Consider the following 310-nt stretch of genomic DNA (forward strand, 5'->3'; position numbering starts at 1 on the left):
ACAATAATGTATGTTTCCAAGCTCTATCTGCCATTAATTTATTGTAATCAGGTGATTCTGGATTGGTAAACGTGTGTTTTGAATTTGCGTAAGTAATCATTTGCCAATCTGTTTTTCCTTCGTTCATTTCAATTACTAAATTCGAAATATCTTCGGGTTTTACAGATTCATCTTCAGCAGGATGTTCAATCAAAACTTTTGTTTTAAGAGGAATATTTTTTCGAGCCAAATCTTTTGCTAATCCACCATGAATAGAAACAACGCCAACAACAGCTAATTGTGCACGAGCAGCTTCTAATGCGCCTGTTCC

Annotated in this window: 1 protein-coding gene; it reads right to left on the reverse strand. The window is 35.2% G+C overall.

From position 1 onward, the window contains the following. A partial coding sequence (locus QWI17_RS19170) for a dienelactone hydrolase family protein (RefSeq protein WP_302724141.1) occupies positions 1-310 on the reverse strand: 310 nt, incomplete at both ends.

The sequence above is a fragment of the Gilvimarinus gilvus genome (genome assembly GCF_030518155.1).
Lineage (GTDB): Bacteria > Pseudomonadota > Gammaproteobacteria > Pseudomonadales > Cellvibrionaceae > Gilvimarinus > Gilvimarinus gilvus.